This is a genomic window from Rhizobium aureum, from assembly GCF_030182495.1.
Lineage (GTDB): Bacteria > Pseudomonadota > Alphaproteobacteria > Rhizobiales > Rhizobiaceae > Rhizobium > Rhizobium tropici_C.
This window is the reverse complement of record NZ_JAQJCI010000005.1, coordinates 410,124-432,142: the sequence shown is the minus strand read 5'-3', so window position 1 is coordinate 432,142 and position 22,019 is coordinate 410,124. Positions and strand designations below refer to the sequence as shown.

Below are 22,019 nucleotides of genomic sequence, written 5' to 3'. Positions count from 1 at the left end.
GTCTCTTTGATGGCGCTGGTGCGGGATGGCGGCCTCGATCCCTTCAATGGCGCGCTTTACGTCTTCCGGTCGAAACGGGCTGATCGTATTCGTATTGTCTGGTGGGATGGCAGTGGTGTCTGCCTCTATTCGAAAACCCTGGAAGATCAAGGCTTCTGCTGGCCGGGCATATCGGCGGCACGGATACGTCTGGACCATTCTCAGCTGATGGCGTTGCTAGCCGGAATGGATTGGAAAAAGATCCGCCCGGCCAAGGTCCGGCGGCCCTTGTTGACGGGCTGACAGGGCCTGCGGCAAGATGAATCATGCCGCTGTAATGGTTGGGAAAACGGCGGTTTTTGTGCTCTACTCATTCCCATGGATTTGCCCCCTCACGACTTGCCGGACGACATTGACGCGCTGAAAGCGATGGTCCTCGCGATGGCGCGCGAGCAGGCTGCGAAAGAAGCCCGACTGAGGGCCGCTGAAGCTGAGATCGCCCGGCTGGAGGCGATGGAGAAGAGCGCCAACGAGCGGATTGCCAACCTCACATCGATCTTGAAGGTTCTGCAGCGCACGCAACATGGCACCCGTTCCGAGCGGCTGCGCCTTGGCATCAACGACGAGCAGGTCTCCTTTGCTTTCGAGGAAGTTGAGACCGGCCTTTCGGCGATCCAGAGCGAGCTCGATCGCGCGGCCAAGGAAAAGCCGAAACGAGCACCACGTCCGCGCAAGAGTTTTGCCGCTCATCTCGAACGCATAGAGGAAGTGATCGAGCCGGAGATCCCGGCCGGCTGCGAGGGGCTGGAAAAGGTCCTGATCGGTGAGGATCGCTCCGAACGACTGGATGTCGTGCCACCGAAGTTCAGGGTCATCGTGACGCGTCGCCCCAAATATGCCTTCCGGGGCAACGATGGCGTGCTCCAGGCGTTGGCACCGGCACACATCATCGAAAGCGGCCTGCCGACGGAGCGGCTGCTCGCCTATATCGCCGTCTCCAAATACGCCGACGGCCTTCCGCTTTACCGGCAGGAGGCAATCTATCTACGCGACGGTGTCGAGATCAGCCGATCGTTGATGGCCCAGTGGATGGGGCATCTGGGCTTCGAGCTGCAGATATGCGCCGATTACATCCTCGAGCGCGTCAAGGAGGGCGAAAGGATCTTCGCCGACGAAACCACCTTACCCACTCTTGCGCCCGGTTCGGGGAAAACGACGAAGGCCTGGCTTTGGGCTTATGCTCGCGATGATCGCCCCTATGGCGGAACCAGTCCGCCAATGGTGGCCTATCGTTTTGAGGACAGCAGGGGCGCTGATTGCGTGGCACGTCATCTCGCCGGATACAGCGGTATTCTGCAGGTCGACGGCTACTCGGCCTATACCAATCTCGCCAAGACGCGTGCCAAAGCCGGCAGCAATGAAACGATCCAACTCGCAGGGTGCTGGGCGAAGCACTGGAGCGCTTCCTGACGGACGGCCGGATCGAAATCGACTCCAATGTCGTCGAGCGCGCGATCAGGCCCCAAACAATTACGAGAAAGAACAGTCTATTCGCCGGCAGCGAGGGTGGTGGACGCACCTGGGCGACGGTCGCCACCCTCTTGCAGACAGCCAAAATAAATGGCGTCGATCCGCTCGACTGGCTCTCCCAGACATTGACCCGCATCGCTCAAGGCTGGCCAGTATCCGAGCTCGAGGCGCTTATGCCATGGAACTTCAGGCCTGACGCCATCAGCTAACCGCTTACTCGTCAAGGTGCCCTTCGCGACAGAGATCTCATTTCCTCAGCCCCTTTCTCCAATTGGGGTAGCACTTGACGGCCGTCGGGCCAGCGCGATGATCCGTTCGTCGCATCAACGGACGGGGACCTTGCATGGCAAAATCAGATAAGCTTTTCGTGACCGAGGCCGAATGCGCCGAGCGGATCGGAATCAGCACCGACGGATTCAAGGGCATTGTATCGGAACTGACGCGGCAGGGTTTTCCAGCTCCAGATCCGCTCTTCGCAAACCGCCGGTATTGGCCTGCGGTCCGCGCGTTTCTTGATCAAAGATACGGACTGGGCGATCGTGGAGTGCACTCCCCCTACGCGCCAGATGGCGTTGAAAAATGGAAACAGAAAAGTGGCTAGAGCCGAGCTGGAAGTCGACGGCTCGATCATGCCGACGGGAACAATGAATTAGTGTCCAAGGTCGTTTGTAACACTTCGAAATAGCAATAATGGCGTTACTCCATAGGAGTCGGCTGGTCTCCCGAGCATCATCCGAACCGGAGGAACGAGCGACGGGGCGAGCATATACCCAAGCGCACCGAGCTTTGCGCCAGCGATAACTTGTTTCGCCTGTTCTACCGTAACACCGCTATCGGGAATTTCAGTTTGATCATCGGGAAGTGCGTCCACAATTCCAACCATGGCCCACTGACCGCTGATCGTAAGGCCATGTTTCATAAAAAGATCTGCGGGAGAAACAGTAATACAATCTTCTCGAAGCGTGCACCAGGCAGACAAATTGTCAACGCTAACCGCTGCTTGGATGGAGTGAGGAAGCACAGACAGCAACTCAAGCCCGAGCTCGGCTTGACTTTCCTCAGCCGAAGCCACTTTCCGATGCGATGCTCCAGATTTACGTCGTTCGTGGCGATTTCCAGTCGCTTGTTCCACGCCTAAACCGGCTGATTGTTTTGCTCCAGCAATGACACTTTTCTTTATAGTTGGAAGTGCCCACATTTTCTGCAAAATACTTAGATCAAAAATGGACAATTCACCCTTGTGCAAGACAATTTGGCCAATTGGAGCCTCAGAAACGTTTCGATTAAGGAGCGCCCTTTCTTCCAGATAGTCTAGAAAGGCTAGTGCATTCGCCCAACGCGGATCGTAACTCCTGCTGATTTGCTTCCCATATTCGGACGTTAAATCGGTTCCATCCGATATAGTGCCTTTTACTATCGCGACAGAACCCGCAGCTTGCACTGACGTGGACTCTTTTTTTCCACGGTGAGCGCGCTCATTGTTCGTTATTTGAGTGAGATGCCCGGATGGGTCGAATTGCGACAGAAATGAAGCTATTCGTGCTGCATCGTAATAGAGAAAGTCATAGACGGAAACGCTTTCCGGTTCTGCGGGCGCCGTTGTCGATTGATCGCTCTGTTTCCTTGACGGCACGTTCAATTTCCTCCGCTTGGCGTTTGATCTCATCTGATCTGCGCGCAAAGTCAGAAGGGAATTTTGACAGCAGCTCTCCCACAGCCGACGCAACGCGCCGCTCAAGAGATACCTTAGTATTTTCTCTACTAGTCAAACCGTTCGCACCTAGTTTTCGTCAATAAGGATAGTTTCCTCGATGACGCTTAACAAGTGACTCATAGTCGCGCTCGAAGATTTGATCAGAAATGCAATTCTTAGTCGAGTGGGTCATTCGTAACACTTTTTGTGGCTGCTAGGTGAAAATATCCGATCACAATCATTTCGCCTCAACCTCCGCTCCCCGGGCCGCCATCGCCGTCTTTGAACTCCGGATACTGAATTGTCTCGGTCTCGTCCGTGTCCGAGGTTGAGGCTCTTGCCAGGCGCACGCCGGCGCCCCCTCCAGAAACTTCGCCATCGCTCAGAAATAGAATGCCTTCGGCCTCAAGCGCAGCCTTCACCTTCTCCACCGCCGCTTGAGAGACGAGTCCCGCATGATTTGGTTTCCCCTCGATCCGGCGAAGGGTGATCAGCGGAATGGCCGCCTTTTCACAAAGCTCAGCTTGCGTCAGCCCGACGAGATCGCGAGCAGCCTTTATCAATGTTTTCATCATCGCCTCTGATATCTTTTTATCAGTGATGCACTTGCTATCAGTCGGTGTCTAGTGATAAATAGTTATCAGTTCGCTAAGACGAACATGCATCAACAGACGGAGAGAAAATCATGCCAAACACGTCAGTTCAGGCCGCCGCCGAAGGTGCGCCTCGAAATCGCGGAAGCTTATTCTTGGATGCGCAGGATCACATCAGTGAGTGCATCGATTTCTCGCGCCTTATCTGCAGAGCAATCGAAGGAATGGAGCTCGACGACGATCTCCGGTCGCTATCGGCCGGTGTCTATGCGATCGAGAAGAAGCTCACGGAAGCGATGACGGTCCTCGAAGAAGCCAGGAGAATCGGCTGATGAACATGATCAATCGCCGCCAGGCTCTCGGGGCTTTGGCATCGGCCGCTATAGTGGCACCCACCGCCGCGAGCGCCGCTCACCATGACGAACTCGACTCGGCCGAGCGGGTGCAGGTCAGCGCGGAAGCTTTGGTCGAAGCATTGAGGGCGATGCACGGCGGCTCCTGGAGCATCAACATCAATCATCAGCTTGGATTCGCGGCCGTGTCCAAGGATCTCGCCTGAGAGGCAAATGTTGCCCGAAATATTGCCCAAACGCGGCTCTCGCGGGCAACATTTTCATCGACTTAGCCACTAAGTTCTTGAAATATATGGTGGGCCCGGAGGGACTCGAACCCCCAACCAAGCGGTTATGAGCCGCCGGCTCTAACCATTGAGCTACAGGCCCGGCGCGACAAAAACTTCGCGCTTGCGACTCCGGAGCAATGGTTCCCCGCAGCCGACTTGGCTCTAACCCAATTTCTCTTTTCCGACAAGGGACTGCCGTAATACCTTCACAATCAATCCGCAAAAGCGAATCCCGAGGAATTATCAACCAAGGAACGAATCATGCTTCCGACGAAAACCAGAGATTTTGCTCTTGCCGCCCTTATCAGCGCCACTTTCTTCGTGCCTGCGGCCGCAGCCTTTGCCGAAGACGCCAAGCCGCGGGAAGCCGTCATCATCGTTACCGGTGAAGGACATGCCGCCATTGCGCCGGATATGGCCGTTGTGACGTTGTCGGTCGTCCAGCAGGCGAAAGCAGCCCAGGACGCACTTGACCAGAACAGCAAGGCCATGGGCGCCGTGCTGGCGACGCTGAAGGAGAGCGGCATTGCCGAGCGCGATCTGCAGACCTCGGGCTTTTCGATCCAGCCGCAATACACCTATCCGAACGACAAGGACGGCCGTGGCCAGCCGCCGGTCCTGACCGGCTATCAGGTGACGAACGGCCTGACCGTTCGCGTGCGTGATCTCTCCAAGCTCGGCGGCCTGCTCGACCAGGCAGTCAAGCTCGGCATCAACCAGGGCGGCGATATTCAGTTCACCAACGACAAGCCTGATACGGTTCTTGAAGAGGCCCGCAAGAAAGCGGTCGCCGATGCCGCCGCCAAGGCGAAGGTCCTGACGGATGCTGCCGGCGTCAAGCTTGGCCGCGTCATCGCGATCCATGAAGGTGGGGTCGCTGCGCCGCCGCAGCCCTACATGCGCAGCATGGCCGCAGCAGCACCGATGGACAAGGCCGTCCCCGTCGCAACCGGCGAGAATGAATATAACGCTTCGGTCAGCATCACCTACGCAATCCAGCAATAGAGCACTTCCAGGAAAAGTGCTGCGCGGTTTTCCGGTTGAAAATTGCGAGGCGACATAGAGATAGAGAGGGTCGGATATTCCGTGAAAAGCTGAAGCGCTCTTGACCAAAACAAAACCGTCCTTCGCTCAAATCCATTCGGATCGAACAAAGGACGGTTTCGCGGCCCCCGCCAATAAAGGCGAAACGGTCAGTATGAGGAGCGGGCGCTACGTGCGCCCGCAATGCTGATCAGCGGCCAAGCAGCGGGCAGCCGCGAACATTGGCAAACATCATCGTATCCGGACCGCGGCGACCGAAGCCATCGACGATGACACGGCGCGGCGTTACATCCACGACACGGGCACGACGCAGGCCATAGCTGCGCGCAACGTCGATAGCCTGACGCGGATCGCAGCCGCGGCGGTCGAAGCGCGGCGGTCGGTCATAATCCGGCGGTGGCGGGCGATGCCGGCCGGGACCGACATAGATATCAACGCCCTGCGCGGCAGCAAAATCCGCCGTGCCCGACAGAGCAGTCACTGCGACGGCAAGGGTGACCCCCAGCTTTGCCAGCATTTGTTTCATTATGCACTCCGTAAATCAAAAACGCCCTCGCCTCCGCAGGATTTGCCGAGCGAACGAGCAAGAGGTAACGATGCGATACTGAACGAGCTCAGAATCAGCCATTCACCCAATATTCAGCTACAATGAACGCTAAAGTGACACCAGATGGCTGATAATAGCACAACGTAAATAATAAAGCCGCCTCCCTTTCGGAGGCGGCTTCGAATCCATCGAATAGATGTGGAAAACTTCGGTGCGCTGCGATCAGCGGCGGATCAGCGGGCAACCGCGCACGTTCGCGAAAACGACGCGATCCGGCCCGCGGCGACCGAAGCCTTCGACCACGACGCGGCGCGGCGTGATGTTGTCGATGCGGGCACGGCGCAGGCCCATGTCGCGTGCCTTCTGAACGGCAAGGCCCGGCGAGCAGATGCGGCCACGATAGTGGTCGTACCGTGCCTGCTGGATACCCGGATGGAAGTCGTTGGCCGATGCGGTGGCGGCCGTTGCGGAGATGGCGCCGAGCGCGATGAGGGCTGCAATACCTGCCTTGGCGAAAAGATTGCTCATGGTGTTTCTCCTTCAAATCCTTGCTGCGGATCGTTGCAATCCCGTTATCGGCCCCGTTAGTGGCCGATACCTTTGGGATTGAGGGCACGTTAGGTTAGCCAATCTGAACCGAACGCGAATTGGCCGTTCAGATTGTATTCATGACGATTAACAACCGGTTGACGCAAGGTATGTAAAGGGCTCAGCCAGAAAAGTGCAGCACGATTTCACGCCGGTGCGGCCGGTCGCGATGCTCGAAAAGATAGATCCCTTGCCAGGTGCCAAGCGCCAGCCGGCCGCCCATGACCGGAATACCGATCGAAACCTGGGTTAGTGCCGCCTTGATATGCGCCGGCATATCGTCCGGCCCCTCCAGCGTATGCACGATCCAGCGCATCGAAGGATCGGAGGACGGCGGCACGAGCCGGCTGAAGAAAGCCTTGAGATCCGTCTTCACATCGGGATCGGCATTCTCCTGAATGAGCAGGGAACAAGACGTATGGCGCACGAAGACGGTCAAGAGCCCCTCGCCGCCACCCGCCGCCTTCCGCACGAATTCCGTCGCCTCCTCGGTGAATTCATAGAGCCCCTGCCCGTGAGTTGCGAGCGTGACAACGGTTTGCGGCATGGCATTTTCCTGACGTGGCGATAGTACTCCGCATCAGGTCGGGCGCAGTAGCCGGAATGTCAAGCCCGGCCACTGCCTACCGCCTATAGTGCGACGGCGATTTTGAAGCCGCCATAAATCATGCGCTTGCCATCGAAAGGCATGTTTTTCATTTCATCGTCCAAACGCGGATCGGCCATGACCTTCGCCATGATCGCATCGCGGCTCTCCCGCGATTCATAGGTGATCCACGAAAACACCACGACTTCATCATCCGTTGCCTGCACCGCACGCGGGAAGGAGGTGAGTTCGCCATAGGGCACGTCGTCCCCTATGGCCTCGACATAGCTGAGCGCGCCATATTCCCGCCAGATCTCGCCTGCTTTGCCCGCCAATGCCTTGTGGGCCTCGATCTTGTCTTTCGGCACGGCAACAATAAAACCATCGACATAGGACATTTTTGCCTCCTTTGTTCTATGCTCACCCTTGAAGGACGATCGAGAATGACCGGATCCGACATAGGTTCAGCACTTTTTCGATTCAGCACTTTTCGCCTTCGACTTAAGTGGACGGGGCGGACAAGAATTCGCACAGTGCCCATGCGAAGGGACGTCAATGGAGATAGAATACAGGGACAATCCAAGTCTCGGAAATGAAGCGCTCAATGCCCTGTGGGCATCTGCCTGGGAGGCCTCTTCCCCGCGGGATTTCCAACCGATCCTTTCCAGAAATCTCGCCCATGTCGGCGCATTCGCGGACGCGAGACTGGTCGGCTTCGTCAATGTCGCTTGGGATGGCGGCATTCACGCCTTCATTCTCGACACCTGCGTCGATCCTGCGTTTCGGCGACGGGGCATTGCGAGCGCCTTGGTCGAGCGGGCGAAAATCCTGGCTCACGAGGGCGGTGCTGAATGGCTGCATGTCGATTTCGAACCGCATCTCGCCGGCTTTTATCGAAACCTTGGTTTCGCCTCCACGGAGGCCGGCCTGATACGACTGCGCGATTGAGGCGGTGCCCTAACCCGACGATCGGATTTGCGATAGCAACCAATTGCGAAACAGCGCTGCGGCCGGATTCAGCAATGCATTCGGCGGATAAAGAAGATTGTAGCTGACGGCGGCCGGCTGCACCTCGATGAAGCACCGAACCAGCGTCTTCTCGGTGAGATCGCCGGCGACCAGCGAGCTGCGAACGAGAGCGAAACCGCGCCCTTGCCGGCAGGCTTCGAGCATGTCGGCGAAGGAAGCGAACAACGGCGCCTCCTCCACCGCTCGCGCTATATCGAAACGCGGGGTTGTCTCGTCATTGCTCCCGCCGGTAATCTGCTCGTACCAGCGTTGCCAATCCAGTATCGTGTGCCGCATGCCGGCATAGCGTAGCAGCGGTGCGGCCCTTATAGCCTCGCGTGGCGGCAATTGTTCGGACAGCTGCGGCGAACTGACGACGAATTCCTCGTCCGTCAACAGTTCCTCCTGCGTGAGGCCTGCTTGGGCACGGCCGAGCCAGATCGCCAGATCGGCGCCGCCAGGCTGGAAATCGGGGCGCTGATAACCAACGGCCATTTTCACTTCGATGTCTGGATGACGCTGGCAGAAATCCGGCAGGCGTGTCGCCAGCCACTGGCTCGAAAACTCCGGAGTGACCGAAACGGCGACGCTGCGAACCGAAACGCTCGCGCGCGCCTGGTAAAGTGCTGCTTCCAGTTCGGCAATCGTTTCAACGACTGCCGGATACAGGCGCGCACCCAATGGCGTCAGTCTCGCACCGTTTCGGCCTCTGTCGAATAACCGCCCTCCGATCCACCCTTCGAACTGGGCAAGCTGATGACTGACAGCCGTCTGCGTCTGCCCGATCCGCTCCGCAGCACGACCGAAGCCGCCGGTTTCGGCGATCGCACAGAATGTCTGCAGCACGGATAGCGGTGGAAGTGGCCTCTTTCCATGAAAATCTCGCATGTATTCAAGTGCAAGGCTTCATTATACACGGCGTTATTTTAGGCGCATCTGCCTATTCTCGAAACCTTGAGATCGAGATCAGATTAATATCCTTCATGATTACCGCACCAAGTCATGGATCGCGCGGCTCTTGTTTCGACAAGGCAACGGTGAAAAACAGCCGCATGCGAGAGAGATTGGCAAACGGAACATATTGCCTTTGGCAAACAGGCATTTGCTACGAGATGTGGGTTTAGACAAGCTTGCCGAAGCGGATCAGGAGATAAAGACCTTTAGCCTCTGAGCGTCTTCACCTTGGTCAGATCCGAAAAAAGCCGCGTCCAGAGCAGCACCACGACTATGGTGCCGAGGCCGCCGACAATGCCGGTCAAGACCGGCCCCAGCACGCTCGCAAGCATGCCGGACTCGAATTCGCCAAGCTGGTTGGACGTGCCGATGAAAAGCGAATTCACGGCATTGACGCGGCCGCGCATGGCGTCCGGCGTAAGAAGCTGCACGAGCGAGCTGCGCACGACGACACTGACGGTATCGGATGCACCGACAACGAAGAGCGCGGCAACGGATAGCAGGATATTGCTCGAGAGCGCGAAGACGACGGTGGCAACGCCGAAAATCAACACTGCGAACAGCATCTTCTTGCCGACATCCGTCTGCAGCGGCCGGCGCGCCAGCCAGATCGACATGACCAGAGCGCCGATTGCCGGCGCGGCGCGCAAGAGGCCAAGCCCCCACGGACCGGCATGCAGGATATCGCGTGCAAACATCGGCAACAGCGCCGTTGCGCCACCGAGAAGGACGGCGAAGAGATCGAGCGAGATCGTGCCAAGCATGACCGGCCGGCTTCTTATGAAGGAGACACCGGCGAAAACAGAGCTCAGCGTCATCGGCTCGCGAGACGGAGCCTGTCGCTGTTCGAGGCGGATCGAGATGACATTGATGCTGGCGATGACATACAGCGCTGCCGAAACGGCAAAAGGCGCGACGGGGCTGACGCCATAGAGCAGGCCCCCGAGCGACGGACCGATGATGAAGGCCGTCTGCATCATCGAGGTGGAGGTGGCTATCGCCACCTGCAGCAGCGAGGACGGCACGATGTTGGGCAGCAGCGCCGCCATTGTTGGGCGCTCGAAGGCCGTTGCCGCGCCCATGACGGCGACGGCGGCGAGGATTCCGGAGGGACCTATCCAGCGCTGCCAGACGGCCACGGCCAGTGCCAATGCGGTCAGCGCTTCGATCAATTGGCAGGCAAGGCCGATGCGCCGGCGGTCGAACCGATCGGCGACATGGCCGACGACGAAGGTCAGGATAACCATCGGCAGGAACTGGCAGAAGCCGACGAGCCCTAGGAAAAAGGCGCTGTGGGTCTGGTCATAGATCATCCAGCCCATGGCGACGGTCACGGATTGAAAGCCTATCGAGGAAAAAACACGCGATGCCGCAAAGGAACGGTAGCCAGAGTGCCCGAGCACGCTCGGCCGGTCTTCAGTCTGCAGGGTATCCATAGGCTTTCTTCGTCCGCCTGCGCGGATGCGCGGAGACTCGTTTTCAATCGTTCGACATTCTATTGAAGCCCCTGCTCTGCCTGAACGAGCGGCTTGTCAACCGGGTTTTTGCTGTCGCCGCGAATTCGTTGCAGATGACAGATCAAATCGCGGTGAAGACGAGCTGAGAAGCCCCCGTGTGGCCGTGATCGACCAAACGGCGGCCAGTTCCGCCGCAATGGCATCGATGAGCCTCGGCACATCGCTGCGCGCCGCATCATGCATCGCCTCCGCAATGATCAGCACGGAGTGCGTGTCGTTGCGCACCGCGGATAGGCCGCTTTGCCGATTGGTCCAGCGCCGGGCATGCGCCCGCCCCGCCGCATCGGCAAAGATCACTTCTTTCGGTTCGGGACGCTCCGTCTCGCCGGAAAAGGTGAGATAACTTTCGCTGCCGTCGGCATGTCGCACCTCGAGATCGTCGGATATTTTCGCAAGATCGAAAACGGCGACGGGAATGGCGAAGGCGATCGAGATGGCATTGCAGAGATCGACGAGCGGATGCAGCCGCGGCAGCGATCCCTCCTGGCGAAAGCGGCGAAGCAGCGCCTCGGATGCACAGCGATATTGCGTCGGCTTCAATCCCATCTTCGAAAACGTTCGCCGCCAGGCCTGTATTTCCGGCATCTCGCTTTCGCTGCCCTGCGCCAGCCGCTCGGCGGCGATCGTGTGATATCCCGCGATACGCCCAGTGACGTCGACGTCGGAACTAATCCCCTCGGCGAACAGCACGCCGGGGACCAGCTCGGGAAACTCGCTCCACATCTCGTTCGAGTGGCGGAAAAACATGGATATACTCCTTCTGCGCAGCTTACCTGGCGTCGCAGAGAACCCCGTCGTCATCGTCCGGTCTTGAACAAAATTGCAGATGTCTCAACCGATAGCCGCGGCATAGGCGCCCGGAGAAAGGCCGAAGTTGCGAACGAAAAGGCGTGTCATGTGACTCTGATCGGCAAAGCCGCTGGCAAAGGCCGCCTCCGCCAGGGATGTGCCCGCGGCAATCAAACGCCGGGCCTCTTGAATCCGACGCTGCAGGAGATAGGCGTGAGGCGTGAGCCCCGTTGCCTTGGTGAAGGCACGCAGGAACTGGAAATGGCTCAGCCCGCATAAATCAGCGAGTTCTGCAAGCGTCAAAGGGGCCGCGGGATCGTCGTCGATCAGATCACGCGCCCGGCCGATGGCCGCGGGAACTGCGGCGTCACGTAAGCTGCCCGCTCCCTCGCGCATCACGGCAGCGACGAGCGAGAGCAGCAGTCCATCCCGCAAGAGCGCGTCCTGTGATGTGCTGTTTATCACGAGCGGGAGCAAGGTTTTGAAACATGCAGCCGCCTCGTTGTTGCGGATGACGGGCGACGGAAATTCCGACGCTCCGAACCGGCCCCTGCCAATGTCGCGCATGAGATCGCCGATCACGCGAGGTTCGAAATAAAGCATGGACCAGGCACGGCTATCGCCGATCGGCACACCATCATGCACCTCATTCGGATTGACGCTGATGAGGTCCCCGGCTTCGGCCCGCACCATCCCTCGCCCACTGAGCGACGCCTGCGCGCCGGCCTCGATAATGCCGATGCCGAACTGATCATGCGTATGCTTGGGAAAGCTATGGCCTGTTTCGGCTCTGACCGCCTCGACGCCGACAACGCTGGAACGGTATATCCTGAATTGACCGGACCTCATCCGTACCGTCTTCCTATACCACCAATATCGTTGCGCCAGCGATTACATCGCCTCCAATGCGGCAATGTCGCTCGCCCGCAATCCAGACGCAACGCTTTAACTGCCTCCGCCCGCCTTTTCATCCGCCGCCGTCACCAATGCTGCCTGCGTATTGCCCGCAACCGCAGTCGGCAGCGGCGTGCCGCGCTTGCGCTCTCGGGCCAATGTCAGCAGGCCGGAAAAGATGATGAGGACGATGCCGGCGGCCATCGGCATGTCGATGCTGTCGTTGAACAACAGGTAGCCGAAAGCGATCGCCCAGAGCATCTGACTATATTGCGGCGGCGCGACCAGATTGGCGGGCGCCATTTGCGCGGCGGTCAACAGCAAAACGCTGCCGAACGCGCCAAGCAGGCCGTAGCTTGCGAGGAATATCCATTGTGTCGGCGTCGGCATGGTCACTTCGGACAGCATAAGAAAGCCGCTGACGATGAGCGTTCCGAAGAGGCCTGCACCATAGAGCGAGATACGTTTCTCCTTCGCGCCCAGCGCGCGGTTGATGACGATGGAGATCGCCGCCGCAAGACCGCCGATTGCCGCACAGAGATGACCGACCGAAAGCTCGCGAAAGCCGGGCCTCAGAACGATCAGCACGCCGACGAAACCTAGAATGACCGCCGTCCAGCGCTGCCAGCGCACATCCTCTTTAAGAAAAATCACCGAGAGAATGGTCACGAAGGACGGCAGCAGGAAGAGCAGCGCAAAGGCTTCCGCCATCGGCAGCCTGGTGAAGGCGACGACGGAGCAGATGGCGCCGGTCGCGCCGCAGACGAAACGCAGCAGCCACAGGGGGCGGCTCGAGGTCCGCACCATGTCGAGCCATTCGTCTTCACGCTTCTTCAGGAAAGGTATGGCGGCAAAGCCGAACAGCGCCCCGATGAAGGCGACCTGATAGGAAGGAATGGCCCCATGCAGGATCTTGATCGAGGCATCGCTGAAGGCGAAGACAGCATAGGACGCGAATGCCACAAGGACACCACGCAGGGCAGAGCGGCCCGCTGCCGCAGAACTGGAATCGGCTGTAATCGAGGACATCGGAATCTTGAGAAAAGTGCGATGGAAGGACACTGAATCAGGGAGATACAGGCAATTGTATGATGAAATGAGCTGAATTTCGATCGAGTATGGAATAAACTATTGTTTCAGGTGAATGCGCCAAAGGAGCCGCATCAATTTCCAACAGAACCCAGCTTTTCGAGTTGATCTGGCGAAACGAGGCCCCTATCCGTGTAAGAAAAAGCTATAACCTTGAGGGCATCGCTGTCCACCTCGCAAGTGAATGCCACTCTCCGCCAACCATTGGGAGTCTGCACCACAGCACCGTCACCGAATAGGCTGATATCAGAAAGCATCGCCTGCGATAGAGCTGAATTAGCATAGACGTATCCAACTGCGCGAAAATCACGACCAAACTGTAATTTCTCTTCAGAGTTACAGAGATACGCTACTCGCTTACGCCTCGGTAGTTTTTTCCAGGCGTCGTAGTCACTCTTCGACAAGCGGGCCATCTCGGCACCCGAATAGAGCTTCTTAGCCTGAACAGCCCGTTTCGGCACTAGAGATTCAGGCCGCGGTGCCTCGGCAATCAATGCAGTGCCGCCTTCAGCCGGGTTACTTTGGCCCCCTGAGGCAGACTGGCTTTGAGCATTCTGCTGTGAAGGAGATGGCTTCACCGCCGGAACAACAATCTGCGGCGGGTGCGGATCGGCGGCCGGCGCCTGGGCGGCGGCTTGTGCCTGCGGATCATTCTGATTGGCCGCTGGGGCCTGCGGCTGCTGCACCTGCGAATCTGAAGGCTCGTTGGTTGCCAAGATATCAGGCACCGTGGAGGAGGCTTTGGCGGTCGGGTCGCTTGCTGGCGGCCGGGCGGCATTTGCCTGCTGATCCTTGGCGTCCGCTTGCTGTTGGGCTTCCTGCGCCTGCTGCGCCGCCCGTGCTTGCTCCTCAGCCTGAGCGGCCGCCTGCGCCTCCGCTTGCTGCTCGGCCGCAGCATCGTTTGGCGGCGTCGGAGGCGTGTCGTTCTGTTGCTCGGCGGCATCCACCTCCTGCGTGGTCGTCGGATCCTTCTGATCGCCCTTCATATCCGGAAGAGGCCTCTCGGTCGCGGAGGGCTGCTGCTCCGCCTTGTCAACGGGCTTGTCAGCGCCGGGATCGTCAGGCTTGGCCTCAGGCTTCTCTGCCTGCTCCACCGGCTTGTCGGCCTTGGCTTCGTCGGGTTTGGCTGGAGGCTTTTGCGCCGCTTCCTTGCCCTGAGGATCGGATTGCTTTGGCGGCTGCTCGTCCGACTTTTTTCCCTGCGGCTGCTGCGGCTCTTGTTGGGTTTCAGCCGCCTGCTCCGCTGGCTTCTCGTCAGGTTTCGGTGTCGGTTTGGGAGGCTGGTCGGGCTTCTCGTTCGCCTTCGTCGCAAGCTCCTGCTTTTGCTCCTGCTGCGGCACCAGCTCGACATTGACGCTCTGCTCGGGCTTTGCCTCCGGCGGCGCCGGCAGCAGCGGCAGCAGAAAAACCGCGACAAACAGGACGTGCAGAAGGATCGACAGGACAAAGCCCGGCCTCATCTCCCTATCCCGTTTTTCCGCAACTTTTTCCATCGTTCAGCCGAGGGCTCGCGCAGAGGAAGCAATCAAGAGAAAACAACGCATCGATTCATTCGATCCTTACCGGTAAACAGATCAGAAGACTTTTCAGTCGCTGACATATGGTACCCGACCACGCGCCGCGAAAGAGGCATCGGCGGAAATCGAACTTGTCAGTCCTCCACGCGATCCGCAATGGCGCAAAAACAAACCTGCGTGATCGCATAGCGCGAAAGCATGTGCATCCACCGTTAGAAGAATTCGTCCAACAGCCGATAGAAAGCCATCTTCTCTGGCTGCGGTTCGAAATTTCCATAGGCCTTCAAAAACTCGAACACCAAGCCCTTACCGAAATTGTACTCGATGCTGCCACAGGCAAGCGCAATATCCTGATGACGATCGGCAATACCGAGACGGCCGCAATCAATATAGCCGCTGAATCTATCGCCATCGGCCATGAAGTTCGGTAGGCAGGCATCGCCATGGGTGACAACAAAATCCTCCGCTGACGGTCTTTTGGCCTCAAGCTCACGGAAGAGATCCTCTGCCGACCGCCCCAGCCTGGCATCATCGAAATCATCCTCATCAACGCGGCCGGCAAGCATGCGCGCCCTCGCCTCGGCAATTCTGTTCCCCAGTCGATGATCGAAGGGACATCGAGCGATATCGACTGAGTGCAATCGCCGCAAAGCATCCGCCAAAAGCCGCACCCGCTCCAGCGGCTGTAACCGCTCCGCGCTGACGAGATCGCTGCCGGGAAGAGCGCTCATCAAAAGCCATTCGCGTTCGCCGTCCTTCTCGTGGGTAATGACATCCGGGCAAGCAAGGCCCTGCGAGGCGAGCCATCGCAGCCTGGCAACCTCGCCGGCCAATTCACCCAAGGGATCGGCCAGCTCGGTCTTGAGATAGACCGGCGCGCGTCCATCGGACTCAAGCCGAAAGACATGGGCTGAAGAGTGACCGAGCGCATCCTGCCGCCATTCATATCCAGCCAACGCATCGCGTAGCCGGGTTGGGATGAGTGTTTCCATGAATTGCGGCTTGCTCGCCATGAATCAGACCCTTGATGCCGATTCTGTCAAAGAAAAGCCCGGCTCGCTTTCGCGAACCGGGCCTGATTTCACAAGCTGTCGACGCAACTCAGCTGTCGAGGAAGCTCCTGAGCTTGCGGCTGCGGCTCGGGTGCTTGAGCTTGCGCAGGGCCTTGGCCTCGATCTGGCGGATACGTTCGCGCGTGACCGAGAATTGTTGGCCGACCTCTTCGAGCGTGTGGTCGGTGTTCATGCCGATACCGAAGCGCATGCGCAGAACGCGCTCTTCGCGCGGCGTCAGCGATGCCAGAACGCGGGTCGTCGTTTCGCGCAGGTTCGCCTGAATGGCGGCGTCGATCGGCAGAAGCGCATTCTTATCCTCGATGAAATCGCCGAGATGCGAATCCTCTTCGTCACCGACAGGCGTTTCGAGCGAGATCGGCTCCTTGGCGATCTTCAGCACCTTGCGCACCTTTTCGAGCGGCATGGCGAGCTTTTCGGCCAGTTCTTCCGGCGTCGGCTCGCGGCCGATTTCGTGCAGCATCTGGCGCGACGTGCGAACGATCTTGTTGATCGTTTCGATCATGTGCACCGGAATGCGGATGGTGCGGGCCTGGTCGGCGATCGAGCGGGTGATCGCCTGACGAATCCACCAGGTGGCGTAGGTCGAGAACTTGTAGCCGCGGCGATATTCGAACTTGTCGACCGCCTTCATCAGGCCGATATTGCCTTCCTGAATGAGGTCGAGGAACTGTAGGCCGCGGTTTGTGTACTTCTTGGCGATGGAGATGACGAGGCGCAAATTGGCCTCGACCATTTCCTTCTTGGCGATGCGTGCTTCGCGCTCGCCCTTCTGCACCATGTGAACGATGCGGCGGAATTCCGAGATCGAAATGCCGGTTTCGGTCGCAAGGTTCTGGATTTCCTGGCGGATATCCCGAATGGTGGTGTTCTCGGCCTTGGCGAATTCCTTCCAGCCGCGGGCAGCCAGATTGCCGATCGACTTCATCCAGTTCGGATCGAGCTCGGCACCCTGATACTGTTCCAGGAAGCTGTCGCGCTTGACGCCATAGGATTCGGCAAGACGCAGCAAGCGGCCTTCGTTCTGAACGAGGCGCTTGTTGATGTCGTAGAGCTGCTCGACGAGGGCATCGATCCGGTTCTGGTTCAGCGACAGAGACTTGACCGACTTGACCAGCTCATCCTTCAGTTCCTTGTAGCGGCGTTCCTGGGCGGAGGACAGCGTACCGGAGGCCGACAGGCGCTGCTCGACCTGCTGGTCCTGCAGCTTGCGCAGCTTCTTGTAGGTTTCGGCGATGATGTCGAGCGTCGTCATCACCTGCGGGCGAAGCTCGGCTTCCATCGCAGCGAGAGAGAGGTTGGATTCGTCCTCGTCCTCTTCCTCCTCCTCGATCGGTAGACCTTCACCGCCGACATTGGTGATGTCGTCGTCGCCGGAAGGAGCGCGGCCGCGGCGTGCCTTTTCTTTCTCCTCGGCTGCCTTGCGGTCAGCCTCGATCTTCTCGGGGCTCTGGAACTGCGGCGCAGCCTTGGCCTCGGGACCGGAATAGGTGGTTTCGAGATCGATGATCTCGCGCAGCAGCGTCGTGCCTTCGTTGAGTTCGTCGCGCCAGATAATCAGCGCCTGGAACGTCAACGGGCTCTCACAGAGGCCGCCGATCATGGTCTCGCGGCCGGCCTCGATGCGCTTGGCAATCGCGATTTCGCCTTCGCGCGACAGAAGCTCGACGGAGCCCATTTCGCGCAGATACATGCGCACCGGATCGTCCGTGCGGTCGGTCGGCTCTTTCTTCTTGGCGGTGGCCAGCGCAGAACCCGTGGAGGGAGCGAGTTCGCCGCCCTCGCTGTCGTCATCGCCGCCGGCATCGTCGTCGTCGCTTGCTGCGGCGCCTGCCTCTTCGACATCCTCATCTTCGATGACGTTGATGCCCATATCGGAGAGCATAGCCATCGTATCTTCGATCTGTTCGGACGTCACCTCTTCGGACGGCAGGACGGCATTGAGCTCGTCCATCGTCACGTAGCCGCGCTTCTTCGCGGCCTTGATCATCTTCTTGACCGCGTCATCGGAAAGATCGAGAAGCGGGCCGTCGGAGGTGCCGTCGCGTTCGACTTCAGCTTCTTCGTTCTCTTTGACCTTGGTTGCCATCTCTATATCGTCGCTTTCCCTGACGCTGCAAACTTACACGCGGTGAAACATTCACTCTGACTGGCGCGCCCTGCACCAGCCGCGATTCACCGACGAACACCTAACGGAATGACCTTTAATGCCCGATTAACCACGATCACCGCCACCGGAGTGCAAAGCTGGATTGCGTTTGGATTTCCGGCCATGATATTAGGTGATCCGCTTGCTCCAGTTTACCGTTCTTTCCGAAGTTAAACGGTGATTCCCAGAATTTTAGTTCTCGTCAAGCTTTTCCAGCAAAAAAGCCCGTTAAATGCGCGAAAAAGCCTTATCCACAGGCCCTGACGCGCCATAATCAATTGCTTCCCGTATTTAGGAAGTCCCCGCGCGATGACAAGAGCATGCTGAACAAAGCCTCACATTTCCGGCATCGGCAGGTATTGCCGCCGCCGGAAATGGGTTCAAATGGCATCAATTCCAGTCCATTACAACCTTGCCGGAATTGCCTGAACGCATGGCTTCGAAGCCATCGCGAAAATCATCGATGCCTATACGATGGGTGATGACCGGCGATACATCGAGACCGCCCTGCACGAAGGCGATCATCTTGTACCAGGTCTCGAACATCTCGCGACCATAGATGCCCTTCAGATTCAACATTTTGAAGATGACCTTGTTCCAGTCTATCTCGAAACCGGCTGGTGCAATGCCAAGAATGGCGATCTTGCCGCCGTTGTTCATCTTGTCGATCATGTCGCGAAAGGCGGGAGCGGCGCCCGACATTTCCAGACCGACGTCAAAACCCTCGGTCATGCCGATGGATTTCATGACATCGGCGAGATTTTCCTTCGAAGCGTCGACGACGTGATCGATGCCGACCTTGCGGGCGAGCGCCAGCCGGGTGGGATTGATATCGGTGATGACGACCTTGCGCGCGCCCGAGCGCCTGGCGACCATCGCCCCCATGATGCCGATCGGTCCGGCGCCGGTGACGAGCACATCCTCGCCGACCAGATCGAAGGAGAGCGCGGTGTGGACCGCATTGCCAAACGGATCGAAGATCGCGGCGATCTCATCCGGGATATCGTCGGGGATCGGCACGACGTTGGATTCAGGAATGCAGACGAACTCGCCGAAGGAGCCGGGGCGATTGACGCCCACGCCGAGCGTGTTGCGGCAGAGATGGCCCCTGCCCGCCCGGCAGTTGCGGCATTTGCCGCAAACGATATGACCTTCACCCGAGACGCGCTCGCCGACATGATATTTCGTCACGGCCGAACCGATCTCAGCGATCTCGCCGCAGAATTCGTGGCCGACGACCATCGGCACAGGGATGGTCTTCTGCGCCCATTGGTCCCAGTTCCAAATATGAACATCCGTGCCGCAGATCGCCGATTTCCTGACCCGAATCAGGACATCGTTCGGCCCGACTTCCGGAACCGGAACATGCTCCATCCACAATCCGACTTCCGGCTTGGATTTGACCAATGCTTTCATCATGTTCGACATTCGCATCTTCCTTTTGGCTTTCGCCGATGCCAATTTTTCCTTCTCCCCACCGGGGAGAAGGTGCCCGAAAGGGCGGATGAGGGGGCCACACGGGACACCGTCAGTTGCTCTTCACTCCATTCAGAGCGTCGCTTCGCTCCTCCCCCTCATCTGTCCTTCGGACATCTTCTCCCCGATGGGGAGAAGGGGGCGACTGCGTTAAATAATCCCAAGCTCCCTACCCGCTTCGGCAAAGGCTGCGATCGCCCTTTCGACATCAGCCTTCGAGTGGGCGGCTGACATCTGCGTGCGGATGCGCGCCTGCCCCTTCGGCACCACGGGAAAGGAAAAGCCGATGACGTAGACGCCCTTCTGCAGCATGAGCGCCGCCATCTCCTGCGCGAGCTTCGCATCGCCGAGCATGACTGGGATGATCGGGTGATCGGCGCCAGCGAGCGTGAAACCGAGCTTGGTCATCTCACGGCGGAAGAGTTCGGCATTGCCTTGAAGGCGGCCACGCAAGTCGGCGCCGTTTTCAATCAGATCGAAGACCTTCAGCGAGGCAGCGGCGATGACAGGCGCCAAGGTGTTCGAGAACAGATAGGGACGCGAACGCTGCCGAAGCCATTCGACAATCTCGCCTCTCGCAGACGTATAGCCCCCGGACGCCCCGCCGAGCGCCTTGCCGAGCGTGCCGGTGATGATATCCACCCGGCCTTCGACACCGCAATATTCGGCCGATCCCCGGCCATGCGCGCCGACGAAGCCAACTGCATGGCTGTCATCGACCATGACCATCGCGCCGTATTTTTCCGCCAGATCGCAGACGCCGCCGAGATTGGCAATGATGCCGTCCATGGAAAAGACGCCGTCGGTCGCGATCAGCTTGAAGCGGCTGCCCTCGGCCTTCTTCAGTTCTTCTTCCAAAGCCGCCATATCGTTGTTGGCATAGCGGAAACGCTTTGCCTTGGAGAGCCGCACGCCATCGATGATCGAGGCATGATTAAGGGCATCCGAGATGATGGCATCTTCTTCCGAAAGCAGCGTCTCGAACAGCCCGCCATTGGCATCGAAGCAAGAGGAATAGAGGATCGTCGCCTCCATACCCAGGAAAGCTGAAATTCGCGCCTCGAGCTGCTTGTGCTCTTCCTGTGTGCCGCAAATGAAGCGCACCGAGGCCATGCCGTATCCGTAGCGGTCGAGCGCCTTCTTCGCAGCCTCGGCAAGTTCCTCGTTGTCGGCGAGGCCAAGATAGTTATTGGCGCAGAAATTGAGGACGCGCGCGCCACCAAGCACGGCGATTTCGCCGGCCTGCTTGGAGGTGATGACCCGCTCGGCCTTATAGAGGCCGGCTTCTTTCAGGCCGAGAAGTTCGTTGCGCAAATGGGATATGAACGCTGAAGTCATGGTCGCATTCCGGTGCTGGTCAAAGGGCCTAATTAATCAAGGAATAACATAGGATCCGGCTTGTTGCTGCATCCGGCAGCGGCAAAAATGCGCAGGGCCGTGACGTCCGCGCGGTAGGACACAGTTTCGATACTATCTATCAAAGCAGACCGAATACACGCAACTTTACAGCCAGGCCCCGTTGGTACTCATCGCAAAAATTACTTGACTCAGTCCAATATTTTACAGCAGATTGGCGTTGGTCTGAAAATAAGGGAGAGCCATGAGCATATTCCAAAGATTCTCCCTCGCAGGACGGGTTGCCCTCATCACCGGAGGCGGACGTGGCCTGGGGTTTGAGATGGCGCAGGCGCTTGCCGATGCCGGCGCTCACGTCATCATCAACGGACGAACCGCAGCCACACTCAATGTAGCCGTGGAGACGATCCGAGCGAGAGACGGCTCGGCGGAAGCCGCCGCCTTCGATATTGCCGATCGCGAAGCACGGCGCGCGGCGATCAACACCATCGAGAAAAATCACGGCCGGCTCGACATATTGATCAACAACGTCGGTGCGCGCGACAGGCGCCCACTGGCCGACTTCGACGACGAGGCGATCTTCGCCTTGCTCAACACGGATCTCGCCGCCTCGATCATGCTCTCACGCGATGCCGCCCGCCTGATGAAGCGAAACAATTATGGGCGGCTTATCTCGGTTACCTCGATCAGCGGACAGGTCGTCATGCCTGGCGACTGTGTCTATCCCGCCGCCAAGCAGGGACTGACAGGCCTTGTGCGCAGCACGGCTGTGGAATTTGGCCCTCACGGCATCACCAGCAATGCCATCGCGCCAGGCTGGTTCGCAACGGAAACCAATGCAGCCATGGTCGCGAACGAAGATCTGATGCCCATCGTACGCCAACGCATCCCCGTTCAGCGTTGGGGACGTCCCGACGAGATTGCGGGTGCTGCGCTGTTCCTCGCCAGCGACGCCGCATCCTTCGTCAACGGCCATGTCCTGACCGTCGATGGCGGCATGACGGTGCGCATGTAG

23 protein-coding genes, 1 tRNA gene and 1 pseudogene are annotated in these 22,019 nt (G+C 58.6%); 8 read left to right on the top strand and 17 right to left on the bottom strand.

Features of this window, described 5'->3' with window-relative positions; all coding sequences use genetic code 11:
- The 3 genes and pseudogenes from tnpB to PH552_RS16200 all read left to right on the top strand — a co-directional run.
- Positions 1–282: IS66 family insertion sequence element accessory protein TnpB (gene tnpB, locus PH552_RS16210; protein WP_285166171.1), on the top strand; the 282-nt coding region annotated here is incomplete at its 5' end.
- Positions 283–357: 75 nt separating this feature from the next.
- Positions 358–1,718, top strand: a pseudogene (tnpC, locus tag PH552_RS16205) (IS66 family transposase).
- A 134-nt stretch (positions 1,719–1,852) separates the two neighbouring features.
- On the top strand, positions 1,853–2,110 hold the full coding sequence (locus tag PH552_RS16200; RefSeq protein ID WP_285166169.1) for a winged helix-turn-helix domain-containing protein: 258 nt from the start codon (positions 1,853–1,855) through the stop codon (positions 2,108–2,110).
- A gap of 48 nt (positions 2,111–2,158) precedes the next feature.
- On the opposite strand, the gene PH552_RS16195 is transcribed toward PH552_RS16200, so the two are convergent.
- Positions 2,159–3,175, bottom strand: coding sequence for a hypothetical protein (locus tag PH552_RS16195; RefSeq protein ID WP_285166168.1), 1,017 nt, complete (start codon positions 3,173–3,175; stop codon positions 2,159–2,161).
- Positions 3,176–3,450: 275 nt separating this feature from the next.
- Positions 3,451–3,774, bottom strand: coding sequence for an XRE family transcriptional regulator (locus tag PH552_RS16190; RefSeq protein ID WP_285166167.1), 324 nt, complete (start codon positions 3,772–3,774; stop codon positions 3,451–3,453).
- Positions 3,775–3,887: 113 nt separating this feature from the next.
- Here PH552_RS16190 and PH552_RS16185 point away from each other — a divergent pair, with 113 nt between their 5' ends.
- Both PH552_RS16185 and PH552_RS16180 read left to right on the top strand, forming a co-directional pair.
- On the top strand, positions 3,888–4,127 hold the full coding sequence (locus PH552_RS16185; protein WP_285166166.1) for a hypothetical protein: 240 nt from the start codon (positions 3,888–3,890) through the stop codon (positions 4,125–4,127).
- A complete protein-coding gene (locus PH552_RS16180; RefSeq protein WP_285166165.1) occupies positions 4,127–4,354 on the top strand; it encodes a hypothetical protein in 228 nt (75 codons plus the stop codon). Before PH552_RS16185 ends, PH552_RS16180 begins: the two co-directional genes overlap by 1 nt.
- Before the next feature lie 87 nt (positions 4,355–4,441).
- Here PH552_RS16180 and PH552_RS16175 read toward each other — a convergent pair.
- Positions 4,442–4,517, bottom strand: a tRNA-Ile gene (locus tag PH552_RS16175).
- A gap of 161 nt (positions 4,518–4,678) precedes the next feature.
- On the opposite strand from PH552_RS16175, the gene PH552_RS16170 reads away from it, so the two are divergent.
- A complete protein-coding gene (locus PH552_RS16170; protein ID WP_285166164.1) occupies positions 4,679–5,422 on the top strand; it encodes an SIMPL domain-containing protein in 744 nt (247 codons plus the stop codon).
- Between the two features lie 229 nt (positions 5,423–5,651).
- On the opposite strand, the gene PH552_RS16165 is transcribed toward PH552_RS16170, so the two are convergent.
- The 4 genes from PH552_RS16165 to PH552_RS16150 all read right to left on the bottom strand — a co-directional run bounded on the left by PH552_RS16165 (position 5,652) and on the right by PH552_RS16150 (position 7,580).
- Positions 5,652–5,987: a hypothetical protein gene (locus PH552_RS16165; protein WP_112342641.1), complete on the bottom strand. Its 336-nt coding sequence runs from the start codon at positions 5,985–5,987 to the stop codon at positions 5,652–5,654.
- A 243-nt stretch (positions 5,988–6,230) separates the two neighbouring features.
- Positions 6,231–6,536, bottom strand: coding sequence for a hypothetical protein (locus PH552_RS16160; protein ID WP_112344293.1), 306 nt, complete (start codon positions 6,534–6,536; stop codon positions 6,231–6,233).
- Positions 6,537–6,717: 181 nt separating this feature from the next.
- On the bottom strand, positions 6,718–7,143 hold the full coding sequence (locus PH552_RS16155; protein ID WP_285166163.1) for a secondary thiamine-phosphate synthase enzyme YjbQ: 426 nt from the start codon (positions 7,141–7,143) through the stop codon (positions 6,718–6,720).
- Between the two features lie 83 nt (positions 7,144–7,226).
- Positions 7,227–7,580, bottom strand: coding sequence for a DUF1428 domain-containing protein (locus PH552_RS16150; protein ID WP_285166162.1), 354 nt, complete (start codon positions 7,578–7,580; stop codon positions 7,227–7,229).
- A gap of 157 nt (positions 7,581–7,737) precedes the next feature.
- On the opposite strand from PH552_RS16150, the gene PH552_RS16145 reads away from it, so the two are divergent.
- Positions 7,738–8,130 carry a GNAT family N-acetyltransferase gene (locus PH552_RS16145; RefSeq protein ID WP_112344290.1) on the top strand — a complete coding sequence of 131 codons (393 nt, stop codon included), beginning with the start codon at positions 7,738–7,740 and terminating at the stop codon, positions 8,128–8,130.
- A gap of 9 nt (positions 8,131–8,139) precedes the next feature.
- Here the strand turns inward: PH552_RS16145 and PH552_RS16140 are convergent, their stop codons facing one another.
- The 10 genes from PH552_RS16140 to PH552_RS16095 form a co-directional block, all read right to left on the bottom strand.
- Entirely contained in the window at positions 8,140–9,078 is a 939-nt protein-coding gene (locus PH552_RS16140) for a LysR family transcriptional regulator (RefSeq protein ID WP_285166161.1), read from the bottom strand.
- 272 nt (positions 9,079–9,350) lie between these two features.
- A complete protein-coding gene (locus PH552_RS16135) occupies positions 9,351–10,580 on the bottom strand; it encodes an MFS transporter (RefSeq protein ID WP_285166160.1) in 1,230 nt (409 codons plus the stop codon).
- A gap of 96 nt (positions 10,581–10,676) precedes the next feature.
- The gene (locus PH552_RS16130) at positions 10,677–11,408 is read right to left on the bottom strand and encodes a B3/B4 domain-containing protein (RefSeq protein ID WP_285166159.1); all 732 of its coding nucleotides are present in this window, start codon (positions 11,406–11,408) and stop codon (positions 10,677–10,679) included.
- 84 nt (positions 11,409–11,492) lie between these two features.
- Positions 11,493–12,299 (bottom strand): AraC family transcriptional regulator, encoded by an 807-nt coding sequence (locus tag PH552_RS16125; protein WP_285166158.1) that lies wholly within the window; start codon positions 12,297–12,299, stop codon positions 11,493–11,495.
- Between the two features lie 96 nt (positions 12,300–12,395).
- The gene (locus PH552_RS16120) at positions 12,396–13,373 is read right to left on the bottom strand and encodes a DMT family transporter (protein ID WP_285166157.1); all 978 of its coding nucleotides are present in this window, start codon (positions 13,371–13,373) and stop codon (positions 12,396–12,398) included.
- A gap of 134 nt (positions 13,374–13,507) precedes the next feature.
- On the bottom strand, positions 13,508–14,926 hold the full coding sequence (locus tag PH552_RS16115) for a DUF930 domain-containing protein (protein ID WP_285166155.1): 1,419 nt from the start codon (positions 14,924–14,926) through the stop codon (positions 13,508–13,510).
- Positions 14,927–15,162: 236 nt separating this feature from the next.
- Positions 15,163–15,963, bottom strand: coding sequence for an APH(3')-II family aminoglycoside O-phosphotransferase (locus PH552_RS16110; protein WP_483315495.1), 801 nt, complete (start codon positions 15,961–15,963; stop codon positions 15,163–15,165).
- A gap of 88 nt (positions 15,964–16,051) precedes the next feature.
- On the bottom strand, positions 16,052–18,112 hold the full coding sequence (gene rpoD / locus PH552_RS16105; RefSeq protein ID WP_112344069.1) for an RNA polymerase sigma factor RpoD: 2,061 nt from the start codon (positions 18,110–18,112) through the stop codon (positions 16,052–16,054).
- Between the two features lie 450 nt (positions 18,113–18,562).
- Positions 18,563–19,600 carry an L-threonine 3-dehydrogenase gene (tdh, locus tag PH552_RS16100; protein WP_285166153.1) on the bottom strand — a complete coding sequence of 346 codons (1,038 nt, stop codon included), beginning with the start codon at positions 19,598–19,600 and terminating at the stop codon, positions 18,563–18,565.
- 198 nt (positions 19,601–19,798) lie between these two features.
- Entirely contained in the window at positions 19,799–20,986 is a 1,188-nt protein-coding gene (locus tag PH552_RS16095; RefSeq protein ID WP_285166152.1) for a glycine C-acetyltransferase, read from the bottom strand.
- Between the two features lie 262 nt (positions 20,987–21,248).
- On the opposite strand from PH552_RS16095, the gene PH552_RS16090 reads away from it, so the two are divergent.
- Complete coding sequence (locus PH552_RS16090; protein ID WP_285166151.1) at positions 21,249–22,019, top strand: SDR family oxidoreductase; 771 nt, start codon at positions 21,249–21,251, stop codon at positions 22,017–22,019.

What these genes read in the sequence shown, in the direction of transcription:
- PH552_RS16155 (WP_285166163.1), bottom strand. Translation starts at nt 7,143, where the DNA reads ATGCCGCAAACCGTTGTCACGCTCGCAACTCACGGGCAGGGGCTCTAT.
- PH552_RS16125 (WP_285166158.1), bottom strand. Translation starts at nt 12,299, where the DNA reads ATGAGGTCCGGTCAATTCAGGATATACCGTTCCAGCGTTGTCGGCGTC.
- PH552_RS16115 (WP_285166155.1), bottom strand. Translation starts at nt 14,926, where the DNA reads ATGGAAAAAGTTGCGGAAAAACGGGATAGGGAGATGAGGCCGGGCTTT.
- PH552_RS16135 (WP_285166160.1), bottom strand. Translation starts at nt 10,580, where the DNA reads ATGGATACCCTGCAGACTGAAGACCGGCCGAGCGTGCTCGGGCACTCT.
- PH552_RS16165 (WP_112342641.1), bottom strand. Translation starts at nt 5,987, where the DNA reads ATGAAACAAATGCTGGCAAAGCTGGGGGTCACCCTTGCCGTCGCAGTG.
- PH552_RS16150 (WP_285166162.1), bottom strand. Translation starts at nt 7,580, where the DNA reads ATGTCCTATGTCGATGGTTTTATTGTTGCCGTGCCGAAAGACAAGATC.
- PH552_RS16140 (WP_285166161.1), bottom strand. Translation starts at nt 9,078, where the DNA reads ATGCGAGATTTTCATGGAAAGAGGCCACTTCCACCGCTATCCGTGCTG.
- PH552_RS16120 (WP_285166157.1), bottom strand. Translation starts at nt 13,373, where the DNA reads ATGTCCTCGATTACAGCCGATTCCAGTTCTGCGGCAGCGGGCCGCTCT.
- tdh (WP_285166153.1), bottom strand. Translation starts at nt 19,600, where the DNA reads ATGTCGAACATGATGAAAGCATTGGTCAAATCCAAGCCGGAAGTCGGA.
- rpoD (WP_112344069.1), bottom strand. Translation starts at nt 18,112, where the DNA reads ATGGCAACCAAGGTCAAAGAGAACGAAGAAGCTGAAGTCGAACGCGAC.
- PH552_RS16110 (WP_483315495.1), bottom strand. Translation starts at nt 15,963, where the DNA reads ATGGCGAGCAAGCCGCAATTCATGGAAACACTCATCCCAACCCGGCTA.
- PH552_RS16090 (WP_285166151.1), top strand. Translation starts at nt 21,249, where the DNA reads ATGAGCATATTCCAAAGATTCTCCCTCGCAGGACGGGTTGCCCTCATC.
- PH552_RS16185 (WP_285166166.1), top strand. Translation starts at nt 3,888, where the DNA reads ATGCCAAACACGTCAGTTCAGGCCGCCGCCGAAGGTGCGCCTCGAAAT.
- PH552_RS16200 (WP_285166169.1), top strand. Translation starts at nt 1,853, where the DNA reads ATGGCAAAATCAGATAAGCTTTTCGTGACCGAGGCCGAATGCGCCGAG.
- PH552_RS16190 (WP_285166167.1), bottom strand. Translation starts at nt 3,774, where the DNA reads ATGAAAACATTGATAAAGGCTGCTCGCGATCTCGTCGGGCTGACGCAA.
- PH552_RS16180 (WP_285166165.1), top strand. Translation starts at nt 4,127, where the DNA reads ATGAACATGATCAATCGCCGCCAGGCTCTCGGGGCTTTGGCATCGGCC.
- PH552_RS16170 (WP_285166164.1), top strand. Translation starts at nt 4,679, where the DNA reads ATGCTTCCGACGAAAACCAGAGATTTTGCTCTTGCCGCCCTTATCAGC.
- PH552_RS16160 (WP_112344293.1), bottom strand. Translation starts at nt 6,536, where the DNA reads ATGAGCAATCTTTTCGCCAAGGCAGGTATTGCAGCCCTCATCGCGCTC.
- PH552_RS16195 (WP_285166168.1), bottom strand. Translation starts at nt 3,175, where the DNA reads ATGAGATCAAACGCCAAGCGGAGGAAATTGAACGTGCCGTCAAGGAAA.
- PH552_RS16095 (WP_285166152.1), bottom strand. Translation starts at nt 20,986, where the DNA reads ATGACTTCAGCGTTCATATCCCATTTGCGCAACGAACTTCTCGGCCTG.
- PH552_RS16130 (WP_285166159.1), bottom strand. Translation starts at nt 11,408, where the DNA reads ATGTTTTTCCGCCACTCGAACGAGATGTGGAGCGAGTTTCCCGAGCTG.
- PH552_RS16145 (WP_112344290.1), top strand. Translation starts at nt 7,738, where the DNA reads ATGGAGATAGAATACAGGGACAATCCAAGTCTCGGAAATGAAGCGCTC.